The sequence below is a fragment of the Mariprofundus erugo genome, assembly GCF_005818865.1.
Classification (GTDB): domain Bacteria; phylum Pseudomonadota; class Zetaproteobacteria; order Mariprofundales; family Mariprofundaceae; genus Mariprofundus; species Mariprofundus erugo.
In genome coordinates this window covers 91,616-108,601 of record NZ_VBRY01000007.1, presented here as the reverse complement: position 1 = coordinate 108,601, position 16,986 = coordinate 91,616, and the positions used below count along the sequence as shown (strand labels likewise).

Here is a 16,986-nt window from a genome sequence, read left to right as displayed (position 1 = left end):
TTGAACCCCCTTTCATGGGCGCGATGATGACTTATTACGACGTCATCATATTTGGAGCTGTCAGCTGCCGGCCATCAGCAGCATCTCGCGCACTGCCTTGGCTGCCAGCACCGATGAACAGCCGGAGGGATCCAGTTGCGGGGCCAACTCAACCACATCAAGGCCGACCATGTCACACCCCTGCAGTGCCGTGATAAAGCGCTGGAACACCCACCAGTCGATACCGCCCGGCTCGGGCGTACCTGTGCCGGACATACATGAGGGGTCAAACACATCAAGATCCACCGTCAGATAGACCGGTCGCCCACCGATCCAGTCGACCAGCTCAGCCAGTGACTCTTCACGAAGACAGGCCTGGGTCTGAAAACGCTGCATCAGCGTATATTCGTCACGGGTACCTGAACGCACACCGAGCTGGCGTACATTATCGTAGCCAATGAGCTCGCACACACGCCGCATGACACAGGCATGTGACAGCTTCACGCCCAGATAATCCTCTCGCTGATCGGCATGGGCATCCAGCTGAATCACAACAAGATCGGGGTAGCGATCAAAGACCGCCTCAATGGCCGGCAGACTGACCAGATGCTCGCCGCCCAGCAGGAATGGGGTAGCGCCATCATTGAGACACTCATCCACCGCCTCGCGAATAATAGCCAACACCAGTGCCACATCCCCCATCGGCAGCTCCAGATCACCGCCATCGGCATAGTGAATGGACTCAAGATCCGCATTCAGGGCCGGCGACCATGTTTCCAGGCCATCCGAGGCATGGCGAATAGCAGCAGGGCCGAAACGGGCCCCCGGACGAAACGACACCGTGCCATCAAACGGCGCACCGATGATACGAATATCATGCGCTGTTTTGAGCTCTCTGTCGGTAAAATCGAACATCGCGGCAGCATAATCGGATCCTCCGCTGCCGCATAGATGGCGAGTTCGGACTGGCCGCAACGCGCTTCCGACAGTAGCTTCCTCTGCAGGCCTGAATGGCGACTATTCCGGATAAGGTGTCTTGTAATGAAAAGAGTTCTGATTATCGGCGCAGGTGGCGTCGGACGTGTAGTGGCGCACAAATGTGCACAGAATGAAGATGTATTTTCCGACATTTGGCTGGCCAGCCGCACCCAGAGTAAATGCGACCAGATTGCCCTGGAAATACGTGAAAAGACCGGTCGCGTGATCCAGACCGCTGCCGTCGATGCCGATAACGTGGCCGAGCTGGTCACCCTGATCAAACAGGTCAAACCATTCATGATCATCAATGTGGCCCTTCCCTACCAGGATCTGACCATTATGGATGCCTGTCTTGAAACCGGCGTACACTACCTTGATACCGCCAACTATGAGCCACTGGATGAAGCGAAGTTTGAGTACAGCTGGCAGTGGGCCTATCGCGAGCGCTTCGAGAAAGCGGGCCTGATGGCACTGCTCGGCTCGGGCTTTGATCCCGGTGTCACCAATGTGTTCTGTGCCTATATGCAAAAGCATCACTTCGACACCATGGATTACGTCGACATTCTCGACTGCAACGGCGGCGACCACGGCTACGCCTTTGCCACCAACTTCAATCCTGAGATCAATATCCGCGAAGTCACCAGCAACGGTCGCTACTATGAGGATGGTGAGTGGATTGAAACCAAACCGATGGAGATCAAGAAACAGTTTGATTTCGAACAGGTCGGCCCGAAAAACATGTATCTCCTCTATCATGAGGAGATGGAGTCACTGGCGAGGAATCTCAACAGTGTCAAACGGATGCGCTTCTGGATGACCTTCGGCGATGCCTACCTGAAGCACCTCGAGGTATTCCGCAATATCGGACTGGACTCCATCGAGCCGATCATGTTCGAAGGCCGTGAAATTGTACCGATCCAGTTCCTGAAGGCACTGCTGCCGGATCCGGCCTCACTGGGCCCGCGCACCGTCGGCAAAACCAATATCGGCGTCATCGTCAAAGGTACCAAAGACGGCAAGCCGCTCTCGCGCTATGTCTACAACATCTGCGATCATCAGGAGTGCTACCGCGAAACCAATGCACAGGCCGTCTCCTACACCACGGGCGTACCGGCCATGATTGGTGCCATGATGATGATTCAGGGCCACTGGATGAAACCCGGCGTATACAACATGGAAGAGTTCGATCCTGATCCGTTCATGGCGGCCCTGAATGTGCAGGGACTGCCGTGGAATGACATCGAAACCGATATCGACGTGGATGCGCTGCCGGAATGATTTCTTTTACCGCAAAGGACGCGAAGGTGCGCCGGGGAAAAAGAGCATCACCCCACCTCGGTCATCATCCCGATCACACCGTTGCGCTCCTTTGCACCCTTAGCGTTTAAAAAGGTTTTTTCGTATGAGCTTTGATATATCACAAGTCCCCTCTCCCTGCTATGTGCTGGAAGAGAGCAAACTGATCGCCAATCTGGAGCTGCTAAGGCGCGTACAGCATGAGTCAGGATGTAAAATCATTCTGGCCCTCAAGGGCTTTGCCATGTGGGCGACCTTTCCTCTGGTCCGCCAATATCTGCCCGGCTGCACGGCCAGCTCACTCTATGAGCTGAAGCTTTCCGCCGAGAAATTCGCGGGTGAAAACCATATCTACTCGGCGGCGTTCCGTGACGAGGAGTTTGATGAGATCTGCACCATGGCCGGCCATATCGTGTTCAACTCCGTTGCTCAATGGCAACGCTTCGGACCAAAAGCACTGGCAGCAGGCATCTCCTGCGGCCTGCGCGTCAATCCGGGTATCGCCGAAGTCGAGACAGATCTCTACAACCCCTGCTTTAGCGGCTCCCGTCTGGGCGTAAGGCCGGAGCATATACAAGAGGCTGATCTCACCGGTCTCGAAGGGCTGCATGCCCATGCACTGTGCGAGAATATGGCGGCATCATCCGTCACACTGATCGATGCATTCGAGGCGCGCTTTGCGCATCTGATCCCCTCGCTCAAGTGGGTGAATTTCGGTGGCGGCCACCTGATCACCCATAAGGATTATGATGCAGACAAACTGATCGAACGCATACGCCGGTTCCGGGAGCACTGGGGGGTGGAGGTTTATCTTGAACCGGGCGGAGCCATTGGCTGGCGTACCGGCCCGCTGGTGGCAAGCGTGCTGGATATTGTACCAACCGATTCATTGCCTGTTGCCATTCTCGATATCTCGGCCACGGCTCATATGCCGGATGTACTGGAGATGCCCTACCGCCCGACCGTGACCGGTGCCGGCTCAGCCGGTGAGAAAGCCTTCACCTATCGCTTTGGTGGCGGCTCATGTCTGGCCGGAGATGTCATCGGGGACTACTCCTTTGAACAACCGCTGCAGATCGGCTCCCGCCTGCAGTTTGAGGATATGATGCACTATACCATGGTCAAAACCACCATGTTCAATGGCGTCCATCATCCGGACATCGGCATCTGGCACAGCGATGACCACTTTGAGCTCATCCGCCGCTTCACCTACGAGGACTTCCGTAACAGACTATCCTGATGAACGTACAATTCGGTTTGAACGGGCGGCGATGACACACTCCCGCCCTGCTTCCGGCATACTGCCGGAGAATGCATCATGGATAGGACTGGCCCTGTTCTCGGCAGCATGCTTTGCCCTGATGGCAGCCTGCGTGCGCATCGCATGCAGCGAACTACCCCAGAGCGAAGTTGTCTTTTTCCGCAACTTTATCGGCCTGCTGTTGCTGCTGCCCCTGTTACGCCGCCAGCGGGTATCACTGAAAACATCATGCTTCTCCCTGCATCTGCTCAGAGCCCTGTCGGGCCTTGCCGCCATGTACCTCTACTTTTATGGCCTCAGACACCTGCATCTGGCCGACGCCCTGCTATTGAACTATACCTCGCCGATCTTTATCGCCCTGTTTGCCGTGCTCTGGCTGAAGGAGTCCTGGACCGGCCACCGCAGACTGGCCCTGCTACTGAGCGTGATCGGGCTTGCTTTGCTCTTTCATCCATCGGCAGGCCTGCTCTCGACCGCAGGCATACTCGGCCTTGCATCCGGGGCACTGGCCGGACTGGCGCTCACCACCGTCAAACGCCTCTCCGCCAGCGAACACCCGGTCAGTATTGTCGTATGGTTTGGCATCATCTCATCCGTGGCTTCAGCACTACCGATGCTATGGAGTTTTCAGTGGCCACAGGGTACCGCCTGGGGATGGCTGGTCGCGGTCGGCCTTTTCGGCAGCCTGGGACAACTGGCGCTAACGGCCGCCTATCAACGGGCACCGGTCACCCAGGTATCCCCTTTCGGCTACACCGGCCTGCTCTTTGCCGGTCTGATCGGTTTTTTTGCCTGGGGTGAGCAACCGGACCTGACCGGCATCGCCGGCATGCTGCTGATCACCATTGCCGGTATTACCGTCGCCCGTGAACGGGACACACCCGCTCCGCAACCACCAAGTGCTGTACCCGTGATTGAGACGGAAACAGGGGTGAACAACACTCCGACCCGCTGACTAGAATCAGGAAATTTTGACAATAATATCGTTAAGCTTGTCGCTGGCGCTCGCCAGACGGTCGGCACCATTCGACATATGGCGATAAATTTCCCGGTGTTTGAGAATATCGATCACTCCCACAACCAGCCGGTGCCGTGCCCCCTCACTGTTGCCGGCAGGCACCTTCTGCAGCAATGCATCCGGGTGAAACAGTTCGGCAATCGCACGCCGGTACACACGCTCCACCCGCCGCTCGGCCTTGCGCGCAATCAGCGCCTCAGCTTCTGCTTCGGCCGAATTGCCGGATAGCAGAGCAAAGCCGCGCTGCAATGCCCTTGCCCCATCCCGCAGCTCAACCGCCATCTCGTGCATATGGCGATCAGGCTTCAGCTCCAGCACCTCCAGCTCGCGCACCGTCGTCTTGGCGTAATTCATGATCTCATCAATACGGATGATCGCATCATAAATATCTTCGCGATCAATCGGTGTCGTGAATGCTTTATCGAGTACCCGGTTATTACGCATTTTGAGTTCGTCACCGCGCTTTTCCAGCTCACGCACCAGTGCAGCATTCTCAACCGTGCTCTCCTCCATATAGGCCACAAAGGCAACCATCGTCTGCACGCAAAGATCACACTGCTCATTAATCAATGCATAAAAATCAGGCATCGGCGGAATCACCTTCTCCAGCAACCGTTTCAACCAGGACTTCATCTCCATCACCTCCTCCTGAATGGCACCTTACAACCCGCGGGCCAGCAGACTGCCAAGCAGCCAGTAAATCATTGCCGCAAGCAGAGCTGCTCCCGGGATCGTGATCACCCAGGTCGTAACAATCTCTTTCGCCTTGCTCCAGCGCACCGCTCTGGGCCGCTCGGAAGCACCAATCCCCATAATCGACGAGCTGACCACATGCGTCGTGGAGGCAGGTCCTCCCAGCATGGCCGCAGAAAAGATGACCGCACCGGCTGTCAGCTGGGCATCGACAGCATGCAGCGGGCGAATTTTATAAATGCCGAAGCCAACCGTTCGCACAATGCGCCAGCCACCGGACATAATGCCCAGAGCAATCGCGGTCGCACACAGCAGTACCACCCAGAAGGGCACTTCAAATGCAGGAATAAAGCCGCCCAGCAACAGCACCAGCGTGATCACGCCCATGCTTTTCTGCGCATCATTGGCACCGTGAGCAAAGGCCAGCATGGCCGTCGTCACAAACTGGGTTCGTTTCAGACGATGGTTCACAGAGGCCGGCGCGGCACGCAACAGAAAACCCATCCAGCGATGCATCAGAAACCCCACCCAGAAACCCAGGATCGGGCTCAGAAACAGGGCAAGCAACACCTTGAACACACCGGTCAGATGACCATCCGCCAGTTCATGCATGCCCCAGACCACATGATCGGCACCGGCTGCAACCAGTACCGCGCCGACCAGCCCGCCGACCAGCGCATGTGAAGAGGATGAGGGAATACCGAACCACCAGGTCAGTAAATTCCAGACAACGGCAGCGATCACACCACAAAGAATAATAGTCATGGACGGAAGTGACTGCAGCTCCGTGATATTGACGACGCCTCCGATCGTATCCGCCACCGCGGTACCTGCCAGCAGTGGCCCCATAAACTCAAACAAACCGACCACACAAACCGCCTGCAGTGGCGTCATCGCGCGCGAGGCAATCGCGGTCGCAATCACATTCGATGCATCATGAAAGCCATTGGTGTAATCAAATATCACCAGCACCACGACCGTCACAGCAGCTATCACGACCAGACTATCCACCCGGACACCTCTCATGTTTGACAGAAGTTAAGCCTATCGCCTGCGCTCAAAGCTTGCACCCCCGTCCCTGACAAGGCGCTGATTCGTTGTTTCTTGCTGCGTACGCGACTAATTTGCAGCCATGTATGACATCGTGCTCCTTCTCCCTGCCGCCCTGCTGCTGCTGACCCTGTTGCTATGGTTCTTCAATCACCGCCAGCAGCGACACCTTATCGGCATGCTGCAACAGGATCAGGCCGCCATGGAAGAGGCGATGATGCAGCAAAAAGAGTCTGCCATCAGGCTGCAGCAACAGTTGTCGGAGCTGATGATTGCCCGTGCGACACTGGCTGAACGACAGCAAAACAGCGAGCTGCAGAAAGCAGAGCTGGAGAACCGGCTGCGCGACAGCGATGCCGCCCTGCAGGCACAAATCGCCATCCATACCCGACAGGAGGCAACCATTGCCGAACTGACCACGGCCATGACAAAAGAGCGCCAGGCAGCCGCTGAAAAGCTGGCGCTGCTTGAAGAGGCCAGGAATAAACTGAGCAATGAATTCAGATTGCTGGCTGACCGGATTTTCGAAGAGCGGGGCAAGGTCTTCTCCGAACAGAATCGCAACAGCCTCGATGAGGTGCTCAAGCCCATGCGCGAACAGCTCGGTGACTTCCGCAAACGGATGGATGAGGTCCACCACCATGACACTCAGGAGAGAGCCTCGCTGCGTGAACATCTGGCACAGCTGGAGCGGCTGAACCGTCAGATGTCCGAAGATGCCGTCGGCCTGACCCAGGCTCTGAAAGGTAAAAGCAAGGCACAGGGTAATTGGGGCGAGATGATCCTTGAGCGCATCCTCGAAACCTCGGGTCTGCGCGAAGGCAGGGAGTTTGCCCGCGAGCAATCCTTCACCGGTGAAGATGGCAGACGACTCCGTCCGGATGTGGTCGTCTATATGCCGGGCGACAAACAGGTGATTATCGATTCCAAGGTATCACTGACCGATTATGAACGCGCCGTCTCGGCAAGCGATGAGCAGAGTCGCAAACTCGCCATGAGCGCTCATGCCAGAAGTATCAAACAACATATTCAGGGGCTCTCCGCCAAACGCTACGATCACCTGCCGCATGTTCATTCACCCGACTATGTGCTGATGTTTGTGCCCATTGAGGGAGCCTACCTGATGGCCATCGAGGAGGATGCCGGCATCTTTGAGTCGGCTTTCGAGCTGCGGGTTGCGGTTGTGACGCCATCAACCCTGTATGCCACCCTGAAACTGATCGAACAGCTATGGCGCTATGAGCGGCAAAGCGAGAACGTAGCCAAACTGATCGACCGTGCCGGCAAACTGCACGACAAGGTGGTTGATTTTGTCAGCTCCTTTGAGGAGATCGGCAGCCGGCTGGGGCAGGCCCAAAAAGCCTATGATACCTCGATGAACCGCATCAAAACGGGACCCGGCAACGTGATTAACCAGGTTGCCACCCTCGGGCGGCTCGCCGGAAAAACAAAAAAAGAGCTGCCCTCTCACCTGACCGAGGTTGCCGCAATTACGGATCAGCCAGCTGCTGAGGATCGCGATTGATCACGCCTGCTTCGGCTATATAAAGCGCCGCGTGAACAGGGCAGTATTCAGCATTTGCGAGGTCTTCCGATGGTTGAAATAGGCAAGCTGAACAAGCTCAAGGTGGTCAAGGAGGTCGATTTCGGCCTGTATCTTGATGGTGGCCGGCTGGGTGAAATCCTGCTGCCCATCCGCTATGTCCCGAAAGGGTGTGTGCCGGGCGATGAAATTGAAGTCTTTATCTATCGCGACTCGGAAGATCGTATCATCGCCACCACAGAAACGCCCTATGTCATGGTCGGTGAATTTGCCGCACTGAAAGTAGTATCGGTCACCCCCATCGGTGCATTCCTGGACTGGGGCCTGCCCAAGGACCTGCTGGTTCCATTTCCCGAGCAGAAACCGCGTATGGAACCGGACAAGCGCTATGTTGTCCGTGCCTATATCGATGAAAACAGCGACCGTATTGTCGCCTCGGCACGCCTCGACGATTTCCTCTACGATAACTCAGAGGGGGATTTCGATGCAGGCGAGGAGGTGGATCTGTTTGTCGCCAACAAATCCGATCTGGGCTACAAGATCATCATCAACAACTCCCACTGGGGCCTCCTGCATTACCATGAAGTGGTACGTCCTCTCAAACGGGGAGAACGTCTGAAGGGCTTTATCAAACAAATTCGTGAGGATGGCAAAATCGACCTGACCCTGCACAAAAGAGGGCGCGACAAAACCGACGATGCCGCCGAGCTGGTCATGAAGGTGTTACGCCGTCAGGGGGGCTTTATTCCTGTCTCCGATAAAAGCCCGCCGGATGTCATTACAGCGCAGTTCGGACTCAGCAAGGCGATGTACAAAAAAGCCGTCGGCATGCTTTACAAGCGCAGAATCATCGAGCTTGGTGATGAGGGGATTCGCCTGATTGAACAGCCACCCCGCCCCGACTGAACCCTGGAGCATGCTGATTAAGGAGATGCTGATTTATTGCCATCCTGGCAAAAATCAGTTCGCAAAGACAAAAGCGTGACAAAGAGGCAGGAAGACGATTGGACGGCCAACGGCCGCCCGCAGGGCGAGGGCATGATGCCCGAGTCATTTTGTCTTTTCTTACAAATCAGGCACTTACGCATCTTATTTGATTCGCTGCATCCTGCAGCTCACCTGGCGGCGGCAAAGCAGGCCGGTCCCGCTATCCTGCCCGATTGAGGCTTCCGCTCATGGCCTGCCCTGCCTGCAGATCGGCATCGGGTACAATGCGCAATGCAAACAGATCACTGCCACCGGTAATAATCGGAGAGCGATCGGCACGGATACAGGCACCGGCAAAGCGTCCGTCGACAATAAAACCGCTCACCTGCACATAGTGGTCATTCACCTGCGGCAGCTCGAAAAACTCCTGATAGATCTGCTCCCGGTCATCGAACTGCCCGGATGTCTCCCCGATCAGCTGATCGCCCCTGGCGACCATGCTGATATTGGCACCACAGCGGCCGACTACAGGCTTGGCAACATAACCTTTCCGGCGTAAATCTCCGGTCAGACTGAACTGGGCATCGAGCAAACGGGGGTGATCGGTGAACAACTCCCACAATACCGGCAGAATCGCCTTGTTGCTCGGCACCAGCGTCCACAGCGGCTCAAATACCTGCACCTCCCTGCGCAGCAGCACATCCACAAGGCGCGGCCTGGCATACTTCAGCCGGGCTGATACGCCGGGCAGCTGCGGTTGCTGCTGCTCCTCATCGCATTCAGCACGCAGCTGATCCAGCGCTGTCTCCCAGGCCCATGTTTTCCAGACATGGCGTATGCGCATGCCGTCGCGATCAACGACCTCACCGGCATCATTCCAGGCCAGATCAGCCAGCCCCCTGATCACCTTGCAGGCGATACCGGCCTCCTCCATCGCCGACTTCATGTAAAGAGCGTGATAGGTCTCCTCCAGGTCATTGTCCTGCATAATATGCAGCACCCCGCCCATGCCGCTCTTCTTCCAGGCATGAACCAGCGCCTCATGCAGATGTGAACCGGGATCCCAGCCCTCCTCAACCCCGTGCATGGCAGACCACTGCCCCTGCACCTGACCGCACTCCATATAGCAGGAGGCAGAATCGGCATTATATTCGTAGATTTTGATCCCCCGCCCGCAGAGGGCGAAATCAAGCCGGCCGGTAATCATGTGATTGCGCCGGTTATCCCAGGAGCTGCGCAGCCGCGGCCAGAGTACGCGTGGAAATCCGAACCGCTCAAGCAGTGCATCATTTTCGAGCACATGATCGGTCGCCTGCATAAACATCGCATGCATCTCATTGCTGGCGTGGCGGAGCTCCTTCATCGCCGCCTCCGACATACGGATATAACGCTCTTTATCCGCCGCATGGTGCGTCAGGGTGTAGTCGCCCATACAGGCAATATAAGCCCTCTCTTCCGGCTTCAGTTCAGCGGACGGTTTGGCAGGCACCAACGGTGCTGCATCCGCGCATCCCCCCTGCAGATTCAACAATCCGGCAGGTATATCATAAAAAATTTCGGCATACGTATCGTCATCCGTCTGGATCACCCAGCCAAGCACGGCAGCATCCGGATAGGTGCATTCAATATGGTAGCTGCCGTCGGCTTCCGTACGGGCTCTCAGCTCACGTGAGTATTGCTGCCCCTCAGCCCACACCTGATGCGACACATTCTGCTCGACAATACGGACCCGATCAGCGAACACCTCGGTGACAATGGCCACATGACCGGTCTCCTCAAACTCGCCCCCCTCCTCCCAGATCAGCATACACCCGGGTTCAGGCGGACGCCTGGCGCCATTGCGGAAAGAGCGCAACGGTAAAAGCATGTGATCCTTAAGCGAGCGCAACGAGCGCAGGTGAAAAATATCATACGCCATCGGGATATTATCAAAGGTGCAGCCATGATTGAGGTAAAGCCAGCGACGGGCAAACTCGACGCACTGCCACTTATAGCCCATAAAAACACCGTCGATATAGCTGCGAAAATCACGACGGCTGGCAAACTCCGCCTCATCGGCAGATGGATAATGCGATGAATAGACCGGCACGTGACCGGGGGCATAACCCAGAATGGTGTTGAATTTGGCGTTTTCCTGCACAGAAGCCTCCGAATATCGCAAGCGTCACACAGCGCCATCATACATGCCCGGTGAGCGCAACACATCAGAGGAGAAATCAGCGCACAGAGCTTCCCGGCACCTGGATCGGGCTCACCTCGATCGGCATCAGCCTGATCTTTTGATAGATGAGGTTCATACGCCGAATCGGCCACCAGTCATACAGATAGATCTGAATAGGCCGCCACATCGCCACCCAGCCACAAATCAGCAACCCTTCACCGATCATATCATGCAACAGCCCCTCCCCCAGCGTCAGCACCACCTCCCGGGCGGCGATGCAGGCAAAGAGAAAAAGCAGACCTATCAGCAGCGATGTGCGCCCCTGCAGCAGCATAAATCGCAGCTTCATATCCGCATGGTGAGCCAGATAGGCAAAATAGTTGCGCACCGCCTCCGGCATTGAGGCTGCAAGCTCGCTGCCGCACTCGGACTCAGGCAGGTGAATCAGCAGTTTCAGCGGCGTCGACAGGGGGAAATCCTGTACCATATCAACAATGTAACTTTCGGCATCGCTATCAAGATCTTTCTCGATAAAGGGGGCAGGATCCAGCGAGTTAAACAGACGTCGTGCCTCGCTTAGTTTCACCTCAACAAGGTAATACTCTCCCTCCCGCGCATAATGCGCGGCAAGCCTGCGAGGGGAGGAAAACAGGTGCACAGACCTACCCGGAGCAACGGCCCGCATCACAGCAGGCGGAGGCAGCAAGCATCGGCATAACACAGCACTCACACATGCATCCAACTATAAAGCAGAAACAGACGAAGTCATCCTGAGCCCATTTTTCTGCGGCAGATTGCGCCTGTTGCAGTGCATATACGCCTCTTGCCGCAGCTCTGCTTGAACCGCATGAGCAGGACAACCATAGTTGCAGTCTATTCAACTTCGAGGTTCTGACATGAAACGCATTCCTGCTGCATCCCCCACCGCCACCCGGGCCCATGAACTGGTCACCCATCTGCAAAGCCGTTTTGTCTCGGGCCTTGAGCAGCTGGCACACAGCCTGAACAGCACACAACACTTCTCTCCGGTCGAGTGGTTTCGTGATGAGGGACGGCACGGTGGTGGCGTGCGCTACGAAACGGCTGCAGGTGAGCTGTTCGGACGGGGTTCCGTCAATGTGTCACAGGTCCACTACGATGATGATGCAGAGAAAAAACTAGGTTCCGCCTCGGCCATCTCAACCATTATTCACCCGGTTAATCCGCTTGCTCCTTCTGTTCATATCCATATCAGCTGGACAGAAATGAAGGATGGCAGCGGCTACTGGCGCATGATGGCCGATCTCAATCCATCCAATGAAAATACGGCACACACGGAACAGTTCCTTGCTGCCATGCAAAAGGCGGCGCCCACCCAATATGATGAGGCCATTGCCCAGGGCGATCGTTATTTTTTCATTCCCGTGCTTGATCGTCATCGCGGCGTAGCTCACTTCTATCTTGAAAACTACTGCACACATGACAGCGAAGCTGATTTCGCGCTGGCAAAAACCGTCGGTGAGGCCGCAATTGACACCTATGTCAATATTGTGACGACCACACTTGCAAACGAGAAAGTCGCTGCAGAGCAACAAAAATCGGCACAGCTGGCTTACCACACGCTCTATTTCTTCCAGGTTTTGACACTCGATCGGGGAACAACAACCGGTCTTCTGGTTCATGATCAGAATGACATCGGCATCATGGGCTCCCTGCCTGCATATGTAGATCGGGAACTGCTGACCTCCTGGGTTGAGCGCATGCCTGCCCCGCAGGATGAGCTGTTGCAGGCACTGATTGCAGCGCTTGCAGACACCTCCCCGGCCCCCGTGGATGAAGCCGTAAAAAAACGCCTTGCTGCTGCAGTCCGCAAGCACTATCAAAACTACCCGGAAGCGATTCACATGCAGGCCTCGGGGAACACGATTCCTTCAACGGTAAAAAATCACCGCTGATTCCCGCCGGCGCTCACACCACGCAACTAAAAAAAGCGCCGGAAGACGCGCAAAATGAAAAGCACGTCCATATTGGCACCATAAATGCTGGGATATTTACAACAGCTCGTTGCACTGGCGTTATGGCTTATTAAAAACTGAGCCGATGCGCACTGAACGGGAGCCGGTCTATACGGATGGTGTGAGTCCCTGCTAACGGGGAAGCCTGATATCCGGATGGGGCGCCCACCTTAACGTAAAGGGTTCAGTTCACAGGTCATAACGCCAGTGCAACGACAAAGAGTTAGCGAAGGCCTGCCGAAACCCTCCCTCCCGGCAGGCCTTCGTTTATATCTCAGCCAGCAGCTGCCGCAGAGATACCGGCCCACCCGCTGCCAGGCAGCCGTTCTGGCAAACGGCAAAAAAACACTTACAATACAATTCGCCTGTTAAACCGGGCAACCACTTACGGCCAGGTCACAGGGCTTCGGCAACACTTTCACACAAGGACACCACCATGCCTTTCGGCGAACTGCAAAAACTGACCGGTCGAGCCATGTATATCAGCCAGCGACTCGACCTGAAGGCCTTTGAGAAAACACGCCAGCTGGCAAGCAGTCCGCTCATCGTGAGCGCAGGCCATCAGGGAGCCGCGGTCATGTTCCGTTACGGGGTCATCGTACTTTTCAACCTTACCCCGGTTGAAGAGGTCAGCTTCATCAAGGGACTGACCGACTTTGCCATCGAGCCGTTCGAGCACTATGAAGCAGAAGAGGTCAACCTGTGCCTGAGTTCAGCCCTTTCAGAGCGCATGCCCGGTGATTGCATTGCCATTGATGAATTCAACCTGGCCCGGCTGCAGGTGGTTGCAAGCGTACTGGCTAAAAGCGTGATTCTCTCTTACTATGAAACAGCGGTCGCCGAAACATTCGAACGCATCGAGCCACTGGCCCACAACCTGCAACATGGTGGCAAATATATGCACAAGGGACGTGAGCTGCTCGCCCATATCGGCGATGTGCTGATGATTCAGGGGCGCATGGTCGGCCGTGTCGAAATCAGCGAAAAACCCGAGCTGCTGTGGGATGAGCCGCAATATGAACGCCTCTATCTGCGCATGGCTGAAGAGTACGAGCTGATTGAACGTCACCGCGCGCTCGAACGCAAGCTGGACCTGGTCTCCAAAACGGCAGAAACACTGCTCGACCTGCTGCAAAACCGGCGCTCGCACCGGGTGGAGTGGTACATCGTGATTCTGATCGTGATAGAAATTCTTCTCACCGTTTATGAAATGTGGAGACAGCACCTGCTGGGCTAGTATTCCGTGCAGTAAGCGCCGGAAAAACGTTTACGCTGCGCAGGTAGTCAGCGCCACAACCGCTTATGGCTGACCGATATCCTCATGCCATAAGGCGGGTGAGTTTCGGATAAACGTCTCCATCAATCGCCGGCATTCCGCATCATCAACCACCTCCACCGCCACCCCCCGGCTGCGAAGATACGCCTCAGGGCCGCAAAAGGTGCGGTTTTCACCCACGACAACCCTGGTAATACCGTAAAGCAGAACGGCACCACTGCACATATCACACGGTGATAGCGTGGAATAAAGGGTTGCCCTGCCATAATCAGCGGCGAGCAGACGCCCCGCCTGCTCGAGACAGTCCATTTCGGCATGCAGGATAGCGCTCCCCTGCTGAACACGACGATTATGACCCCGCCCGACAATTTTTCCGTCAATCACCAGTACCGAACCGATCGGAATGCCGCCTTCAGCCAGCCCCTGCCTCGCCTCTTCGATCGCCGCACGTAAAAAATCATCCATTTCCCGCTCCGATGTTGCCGCACTGCCCAGAATTCTTCGCATCTTACAAAATTTTGGTCACTAATCCCAGCCCCGCCACTTGCCTGATATAACCGCTTAAAGGCAGTATTAGACAATGACAGACAGGCACGAAATTTTTCTGTGGAATGACAACTTTGAAACGGGCATTCCGGCAATCGATGAACAGCACAAAAAGCTGGTCGACCTGATTAATGAGCTGGCCATGCACCTGGCCTTCCAGGCCAACACCCTGACACTGGAAAAGGTGTTCACAGAGCTGACCGACTATGCCCGCTATCATTTCAGTTCCGAAGAGGCACTGATCCGGCAATACATGAGCGATGACCCCATGCTGCTTGATCACAGCTCAAGCCACCGCTCGTTCGAAGAGAAGCTGATACGCCTGAAAAACAAAACAACAAATCAGCCATCCGAAGAGGTATTTTCCGAGATCCTCTCATTTCTGAGCCACTGGCTGGCGGTTCACATTCTCGAGTCGGACAAACACATCGCAAAAGTGGCTCTGGCCATGCAGGACGGCGCCTCGCTTGAAGAGGCCAAAATAGTGGCCCGCGACGAGATGGAAACCTGGATGACCGTACTGGTCGATACCATTCTCGCCATGTATGACGCACTCGCCTCCCGCTCATTACAACTGATGCGCGAGATCAATCAGCGCAAAAAAGCGGAGGAAAAGCTGCGGCTGGCCGCAAGTGTTTACGAGAACACACTGGAGGCGATGTTCATCGCCGATAGCAAAGCCGTGATTATTCAGGTTAACCCCGCATTCTGTCAGTACACCGGTTATGGCCACGAAGAGGTCATCGGCAAAAGCCTGAGGAGTCTTCACGCCGGCCTCGAAGGAAGCAGTGCCGCCAAAATCTGGCACAGTGTTGCCACCACCGGCCACTGGAGTGGCGAGGTCCATAACCGCAACAAGGATGGTGAGCTCACCCCTGAATGGCTGACCCTTTCAGCCATCACCGATGATCAGGGCATGGTGACGCACTACGTTGGACTCTTCAGTAACATTACACAACTGGTACAGCGCCAGCATAAACTCGAGCACTTTGCTCACTTTGATATCCTGACCGGGCTGCCAAACCGGCTACTTTTGACCGACCGTCTGGATCAGGCTATCGCCAAGGTCAGACGCGACGGCGGGCACTGTGCTGTATGCTATCTGGATCTGGATAACTTCAAGAGAGTCAATGATACCTATGGTCATGCTGCTGGTGACACGCTGCTTCAGGAGGTCTCGGCCAGAGTCAAGAATGTGCTCCGGGCCCAGGATACACTGGCCCGCCTTGGTGGTGACGAATTCGTCCTGCTGATTGAGGGACTTGCCCACCCGGACGAGTGCCGCCCGCTGATCGAGCGCGTACTCAAGGTCGTCGAAGAACCGGTTTCCATCGGGGAACATCAGGCGACGGTGTCCGCCAGTATCGGCATCGATTTCTTCTCATCCGGCGATATGAAGGCTCACCTGATTCTGAATCAGGCCGATCAGGCCATGTATCGGGTCAAGCAAGCAGGCAAATCCAACTACGCATTCTTTCATCCCGAATACCCTGACACATCAACAGCTCAAAGCCTGCACAACAGCATGATACTGACCCCTCCGCTTATCACCCACACCTGTCCGGAGCGTGACATCTATAACAGCCTGCTGGCACTGGATGAAAAAAATATACTCGAACTGGGCTGTGGGCGGGCAGAGATCACCCGCGCGATCGCCACCGACGGATATGGACGCCGCCTTACCGCGCTGGAGGTCGATGCCATACAGCACAGCCGGCATCAGGCCATTGATGACCTCCCGAATGTCGACTTTATCATGGCCGGAGCCGAGGCCATTCCTGCCCCGGACAACCATTTTGATGTCGTCTTCATGTTCAAATCCCTGCACCATGTACCGCTGAATCAGATGTCACAGGCACTGCTGGAGATACGGCGGGTGCTGAAACCCGGTGGCATGGCCTATATCTCCGAACCGATATTTGCAGGTGATTTCAATGATCTGCTGAAACTCTTTCACAATGAAGAGCAGGTAAGACTTGCAGCCTTTGAGGCGGTTCGCGGCGCCGTGGATGCAGGTACCCTGACGCTGGAGCGTCAAACCTTCTTCAACACGCCCATGCAGTTTGAAAACTTTGCCGACTTTGAGCAAAAAATCCTCAAGGTGACCCACACCGAGCACCGGTTATCCGATGCCCTGTATGCGCAGGTGAAGCAGAAGTTCAGCGAGCACATGAGCCCTGACGGGGCAAGGTTTACCATGCCGATCCGCGTTGATCTGCTACGCAAGGCACCCTGAACGCCGCACCACACACGGCGTCAGGGAA

The 16,986-nt window shown here is 55.7% G+C and carries 14 protein-coding genes and 1 other RNA gene; 9 read left to right on the top strand and 6 right to left on the bottom strand.

What is annotated here, in order from left to right:
* Nucleotides 1–60 precede the first annotated feature (60 nt).
* The gene (gene speB / locus FEF65_RS08595) at nt 61–894 is read right to left on the bottom strand and encodes an agmatinase (RefSeq protein WP_138239391.1); all 834 of its coding nucleotides are present in this window, start codon (nt 892–894) and stop codon (nt 61–63) included.
* A gap of 126 nt (nt 895–1,020) precedes the next feature.
* Here speB and FEF65_RS08590 point away from each other — a divergent pair, with 126 nt between their 5' ends.
* The 3 genes from FEF65_RS08590 (at nt 1,021) to FEF65_RS08580 (ending at nt 4,469) form a co-directional block, all read left to right on the top strand.
* Nucleotides 1,021–2,235 (top strand): saccharopine dehydrogenase family protein, encoded by a 1,215-nt coding sequence (locus tag FEF65_RS08590; RefSeq protein ID WP_138239390.1) that lies wholly within the window; start codon nt 1,021–1,023, stop codon nt 2,233–2,235.
* A gap of 124 nt (nt 2,236–2,359) precedes the next feature.
* Complete coding sequence (gene nspC, locus FEF65_RS08585) at nt 2,360–3,493, top strand: carboxynorspermidine decarboxylase (protein ID WP_138239389.1); 1,134 nt, start codon at nt 2,360–2,362, stop codon at nt 3,491–3,493.
* A gap of 31 nt (nt 3,494–3,524) precedes the next feature.
* Nucleotides 3,525–4,469 (top strand): DMT family transporter, encoded by a 945-nt coding sequence (locus tag FEF65_RS08580; protein ID WP_138239388.1) that lies wholly within the window; start codon nt 3,525–3,527, stop codon nt 4,467–4,469.
* A gap of 6 nt (nt 4,470–4,475) precedes the next feature.
* On the opposite strand, the gene FEF65_RS08575 is transcribed toward FEF65_RS08580, so the two are convergent.
* Both FEF65_RS08575 and FEF65_RS08570 read right to left on the bottom strand, forming a co-directional pair.
* Nucleotides 4,476–5,171 carry a DUF47 domain-containing protein gene (locus tag FEF65_RS08575; RefSeq protein WP_238701286.1) on the bottom strand — a complete coding sequence of 232 codons (696 nt, stop codon included), beginning with the start codon at nt 5,169–5,171 and terminating at the stop codon, nt 4,476–4,478.
* 21 nt (nt 5,172–5,192) lie between these two features.
* Nucleotides 5,193–6,236, bottom strand: coding sequence for an inorganic phosphate transporter (locus FEF65_RS08570; RefSeq protein ID WP_138239387.1), 1,044 nt, complete (start codon nt 6,234–6,236; stop codon nt 5,193–5,195).
* A 121-nt stretch (nt 6,237–6,357) separates the two neighbouring features.
* Here FEF65_RS08570 and FEF65_RS08565 point away from each other — a divergent pair, with 121 nt between their 5' ends.
* Nucleotides 6,358–7,800 (top strand): DNA recombination protein RmuC, encoded by a 1,443-nt coding sequence (locus FEF65_RS08565; protein ID WP_138239386.1) that lies wholly within the window; start codon nt 6,358–6,360, stop codon nt 7,798–7,800.
* Between the two features lie 69 nt (nt 7,801–7,869).
* Nucleotides 7,870–8,724: a CvfB family protein gene (locus tag FEF65_RS08560; RefSeq protein ID WP_138239471.1), complete on the top strand. Its 855-nt coding sequence runs from the start codon at nt 7,870–7,872 to the stop codon at nt 8,722–8,724.
* A 241-nt stretch (nt 8,725–8,965) separates the two neighbouring features.
* Here the strand turns inward: FEF65_RS08560 and FEF65_RS08555 are convergent, their stop codons facing one another.
* Nucleotides 8,966–10,885 carry a glutathionylspermidine synthase family protein gene (locus FEF65_RS08555; protein WP_138239385.1) on the bottom strand — a complete coding sequence of 640 codons (1,920 nt, stop codon included), beginning with the start codon at nt 10,883–10,885 and terminating at the stop codon, nt 8,966–8,968.
* A gap of 76 nt (nt 10,886–10,961) precedes the next feature.
* Nucleotides 10,962–11,492 carry a hypothetical protein gene (locus FEF65_RS08550; protein WP_238701284.1) on the bottom strand — a complete coding sequence of 177 codons (531 nt, stop codon included), beginning with the start codon at nt 11,490–11,492 and terminating at the stop codon, nt 10,962–10,964.
* Between the two features lie 310 nt (nt 11,493–11,802).
* Here FEF65_RS08550 and FEF65_RS08545 point away from each other — a divergent pair, with 310 nt between their 5' ends.
* The 3 genes from FEF65_RS08545 to FEF65_RS08535 all read left to right on the top strand — a co-directional run bounded on the left by FEF65_RS08545 (nt 11,803) and on the right by FEF65_RS08535 (nt 14,137).
* Nucleotides 11,803–12,840 (top strand): coproporphyrinogen III oxidase, encoded by a 1,038-nt coding sequence (locus FEF65_RS08545; RefSeq protein ID WP_138239384.1) that lies wholly within the window; start codon nt 11,803–11,805, stop codon nt 12,838–12,840.
* Nucleotides 12,841–12,948: 108 nt separating this feature from the next.
* A non-coding RNA gene (gene ssrS / locus FEF65_RS08540) (6S RNA) lies at nt 12,949–13,115 on the top strand.
* Nucleotides 13,116–13,336: 221 nt separating this feature from the next.
* Complete coding sequence (locus FEF65_RS08535) at nt 13,337–14,137, top strand: RMD1 family protein (protein ID WP_138239383.1); 801 nt, start codon at nt 13,337–13,339, stop codon at nt 14,135–14,137.
* Nucleotides 14,138–14,200: 63 nt separating this feature from the next.
* Here the strand turns inward: FEF65_RS08535 and FEF65_RS08530 are convergent, their stop codons facing one another.
* Nucleotides 14,201–14,641 (bottom strand): nucleoside deaminase, encoded by a 441-nt coding sequence (locus FEF65_RS08530; protein WP_138239382.1) that lies wholly within the window; start codon nt 14,639–14,641, stop codon nt 14,201–14,203.
* 115 nt (nt 14,642–14,756) lie between these two features.
* On the opposite strand from FEF65_RS08530, the gene FEF65_RS08525 reads away from it, so the two are divergent.
* The gene (locus FEF65_RS08525) at nt 14,757–16,958 is read left to right on the top strand and encodes a bacteriohemerythrin (protein ID WP_202978255.1); all 2,202 of its coding nucleotides are present in this window, start codon (nt 14,757–14,759) and stop codon (nt 16,956–16,958) included.
* Nucleotides 16,959–16,986 lie beyond the last annotated feature (28 nt).

What these genes read in the sequence shown, in the direction of transcription:
- speB (WP_138239391.1), bottom strand. Translation starts at nt 894, where the DNA reads ATGTTCGATTTTACCGACAGAGAGCTCAAAACAGCGCATGATATTCGT.
- FEF65_RS08590 (WP_138239390.1), top strand. Translation starts at nt 1,021, where the DNA reads ATGAAAAGAGTTCTGATTATCGGCGCAGGTGGCGTCGGACGTGTAGTG.
- nspC (WP_138239389.1), top strand. Translation starts at nt 2,360, where the DNA reads ATGAGCTTTGATATATCACAAGTCCCCTCTCCCTGCTATGTGCTGGAA.
- FEF65_RS08580 (WP_138239388.1), top strand. Translation starts at nt 3,525, where the DNA reads ATGACACACTCCCGCCCTGCTTCCGGCATACTGCCGGAGAATGCATCA.
- FEF65_RS08575 (WP_238701286.1), bottom strand. Translation starts at nt 5,171, where the DNA reads ATGGAGATGAAGTCCTGGTTGAAACGGTTGCTGGAGAAGGTGATTCCG.
- FEF65_RS08565 (WP_138239386.1), top strand. Translation starts at nt 6,358, where the DNA reads ATGTATGACATCGTGCTCCTTCTCCCTGCCGCCCTGCTGCTGCTGACC.
- FEF65_RS08560 (WP_138239471.1), top strand. Translation starts at nt 7,870, where the DNA reads ATGGTTGAAATAGGCAAGCTGAACAAGCTCAAGGTGGTCAAGGAGGTC.
- FEF65_RS08545 (WP_138239384.1), top strand. Translation starts at nt 11,803, where the DNA reads ATGAAACGCATTCCTGCTGCATCCCCCACCGCCACCCGGGCCCATGAA.
- FEF65_RS08535 (WP_138239383.1), top strand. Translation starts at nt 13,337, where the DNA reads ATGCCTTTCGGCGAACTGCAAAAACTGACCGGTCGAGCCATGTATATC.
- FEF65_RS08530 (WP_138239382.1), bottom strand. Translation starts at nt 14,641, where the DNA reads ATGGATGATTTTTTACGTGCGGCGATCGAAGAGGCGAGGCAGGGGCTG.
- FEF65_RS08525 (WP_202978255.1), top strand. Translation starts at nt 14,757, where the DNA reads ATGACAGACAGGCACGAAATTTTTCTGTGGAATGACAACTTTGAAACG.